Below are 3,074 nucleotides of genomic sequence, written 5' to 3' on the forward strand. Positions count from 1 at the left end.
GTTGATAATCTCAACATTATCTCTCCAAGTGTTACGACTTTTTTAGACATCGATATATAATTTTTTTAATGAAATAGGTTTTAAATGTTCTTCATTTAACCGTGGTGGCCAAAATTACATAAACCAAACCAATTATGATTATTTTGTTTAAATTTTGTAATCGATTACAATGTATTTTTTACAATGATTTTAAGCCGCTTATTAAATGTTTCTTTTTAGATTTGGCCGAATTATTTTCACATTATAAATTACAAAAATGGATAAGAAAGCCGCTATTTTAAAATTGATACCCGAGCAGGGCATATTACCTTTATATTTTAATAAGGATACCGAAGTAAGTATACATATTTTGCATGCCTTGTATGCTGCAGGTATACGCACAGTTGAATATACCAACAGGGGTGAGGCTGCATTAAAGAATTTTGCCAAGCTGCGAGAAGTATGTGATAAGGAATTAGGTGGTATGTACCTGGGCGTTGGTACTATTAAAGATGCGGCAAGCGCCGAAGCATTTGTAAATGCAGGTGCCGATTATATTATAAGCCCAGGGCTTGTTGAGGATGTAATACCCGTTGCCAATAAACACAACCTGCTTTGGATGCCCGGCTGTATGACACCCAGCGAAATTATAAAAGCCGAGCAATTAGGTGCAAAAGTAATTAAGTTATTTCCGGGTAACTTATTAGGGCCTTCATTTTTGTCGGGTATAAAAGAGTTGTTTCCTAACCTTTTGTTTATGCCAACAGGTGGTGTTGAATTGACTAAAGAAAATATTGGCGGCTGGTTTAAAGCGGGTGTTTGTGCCGTTGGTATGGGCAGTAAGCTAATAAGCAAAGATATAATGGAAGGTAAAAAGTATACGGAACTTACCGCCGCCACTAAAGAGGCTATTGCAATAGTAAATGCCAGCAGGTAGTTTGCTACCTATTGGTTTAATGGCTACCTTGCGTTGGTTGTTGTAATCGATTACGGGTAGCTATTATTATAATAAACCAAAACCAACATAAACCAATCATGGAAAAAAACCCAATGGGGAAATATAGGTGGGTAATTGCTGCGCTGCTTCTGTTTTCAACCACCATTAATTATATAGACCGGCAGGTAATCAGCTACCTTAAAGAGTTTTTTTCAACTCCGATTGATAAGGGCGGATACGGTTGGTCAAATACCGATTATGCTATTGTTACTTCATGTTTTACCGGTTTTTATGCCGGTATTACAGTTTTTGTGGGCTTATTTATTGATAAAATTGGTACAAAATTAGGGCTGGCATTTTCATTAATTATCTGGTCAGTATTCGGAATATTAAATGCTTTTGCCGGAAGTTCAGTAGCCATGAATGCCGTAATACGTAGTTTGTTTGGTATTGGCGAGGCCGGTAACTTCCCGGCATCCATAAAAACGGTTGCTGAATGGTTTCCTAAAAAGGAACGCGCTTTAGCCACAGGTTTTTTTAATAGTGGCACTAATTTAGGGGCTATGATTGCCGCATTATTTGTGCCTTGGTGTCTTTCGTATTTTGGTTTGATACAGGGGGCAAAAATGGCTTATATCTTAACCGGCTCATTTGGTTTTATATGGCTGCTATTTTGGTTTTTATTGTATGATACTCCTGCAAGGCATAAAAAATTAAGTAAGGAAGAGTTTGATTATATACACAGCGATGATGCGGTTGTTGTGCATACAGCACCATCAGAAGATGTAGTTATTGAAGAACCAAAGGTAAAGTGGAGCAAGCTATTCAGATTTCCGCAAACCTGGGCGTTTTTTATAGGTAAATTTTTAACTGATGGCGTATGGTATTTTTTACTTTTCTGGCTACCCGATTATTTGCACAAACAATTTGGAATGAGGACCGAACAATTGAAATGGCCAACTTTTACAGTATATGGTATAGCTATAATAGGTAGTGTTTTTGGTGGCAGTCTGCCATTGTTCTTCATAAATAAAAGTGGTTTACCTGTATACAATGCACGTATGCGTGCCATGTTTTTAATAGCGTTGTTGCCGGTTGCTTTACTAAGTATACAGTTTTTTGGGGATAAAAATTATTTTGGCAGCTATGCTTCTATATTAGCTATTACAATTATTTGTATTGGCGCTTCCGCACATCAGGCGTGGTCGGCCAATTTGTTTACAACAGTATCAGATGCATTCCCTAAAAAGGCGGTGGCTTCTGTAATAGGTATTGGTGGCTTAGGCGGTGGTTTAGGTGGGGTGCTTATACAATTATTGGTAGGGTTTTTAACTGATAAATATAAAGCCGCACCTCAAATAGCTTATAGCATATTATTTGGTTATTGCGCGTTGGCTTACCTTGTAGCCTGGTTTATTATTAAATCCCTTACAGCCAATAAAAAGCCTGTAGTGGTATAATAGTAAGGATAAAACAAAAAAAGAGATGGTTATTTAACCGCCCCTTTTTTTGTTCGCTTTAAAAATAATCTATCTGTATTTGCACAGATATGAACTTTGTGCGTTGGTTTTTACTTTAAATGATGAATTAGCTTCCACCTCAAACGATTGACCGTTTTTATAAACGGCCCAGTCTTTAGCGTCGGGTAATAAGGCTATTAATTCGCCTTCAATAACAGTCATTGTTTCATGAGTATCAGTGCCAAACTGATATTCACCCTTTTCAATTACGCCTATGGTTGATTTTCCATCTTCTGAAGTATAGGCTAGTGATTTTACAGCGCCTTCAAAATATTCGTTTACGTTGATCATTGTTTTTTTATTTGCGGCCTAAGATGCTCATTTTTGCCGAAACGTAAAAGCCATTATTGGATATTATTTTATACCGCCAAATGCAGCGAACAAGGAGTTTTTATGTAAAACTTCTACCTGCTTAAAGCCAACTTTGGTTAATAGGGCTAACTGGTAATTAACCGATTGCGGTGTATCTTCGTGAGCCACATAGGCTAATACTTTCTCACGATATTCAGCACCGCCCAAAGTGTCAAGATAATCGCTATATTTTTGATGAAACAGATCGTTAAGTTGCCGCGTATCATGCGCTATCAGATCTGATATCCATATGCTGCCGCCCGGTTTCAAAGTGTTATAAAATTTGG

3 protein-coding genes and 1 pseudogene are annotated in these 3,074 nt (G+C 37.3%); 2 read left to right on the top strand and 2 right to left on the bottom strand.

The window, feature by feature from the left end:
* Nucleotides 1-256: 256 nt before the first annotated feature.
* A complete protein-coding gene (locus tag ABI367_RS09180; protein ID WP_462227807.1) occupies nt 257-916 on the top strand; it encodes a beta/alpha barrel domain-containing protein in 660 nt (219 codons plus the stop codon).
* Between the two features lie 98 nt (nt 917-1,014).
* Nucleotides 1,015-2,376: an MFS transporter gene (locus ABI367_RS09185; protein WP_462227808.1), complete on the top strand. Its 1,362-nt coding sequence runs from the start codon at nt 1,015-1,017 to the stop codon at nt 2,374-2,376.
* A 69-nt stretch (nt 2,377-2,445) separates the two neighbouring features.
* Here ABI367_RS09185 and ppnP read toward each other — a convergent pair whose 3' ends face one another.
* Nucleotides 2,446-2,727 carry a pyrimidine/purine nucleoside phosphorylase gene (gene ppnP / locus ABI367_RS09190; RefSeq protein ID WP_462227809.1) on the bottom strand — a complete coding sequence of 94 codons (282 nt, stop codon included), beginning with the start codon at nt 2,725-2,727 and terminating at the stop codon, nt 2,446-2,448.
* Between the two features lie 63 nt (nt 2,728-2,790).
* A pseudogene (locus tag ABI367_RS09195) lies at nt 2,791-3,074 on the bottom strand (class I SAM-dependent methyltransferase); the annotation flags it as partial.

This window comes from Mucilaginibacter sp. (assembly GCF_039935595.1).
Lineage (GTDB): Bacteria > Bacteroidota > Bacteroidia > Sphingobacteriales > Sphingobacteriaceae > Mucilaginibacter.

Excerpts from the sequence above, each read along its gene's own strand:
- ppnP (WP_462227809.1), bottom strand. The coding sequence starts at position 2,727 with ATGATCAACGTAAACGAATATTTTGAAGGCGCTGTAAAATCACTAGCC.
- ABI367_RS09180 (WP_462227807.1), top strand. The coding sequence starts at position 257 with ATGGATAAGAAAGCCGCTATTTTAAAATTGATACCCGAGCAGGGCATA.
- ABI367_RS09185 (WP_462227808.1), top strand. The coding sequence starts at position 1,015 with ATGGAAAAAAACCCAATGGGGAAATATAGGTGGGTAATTGCTGCGCTG.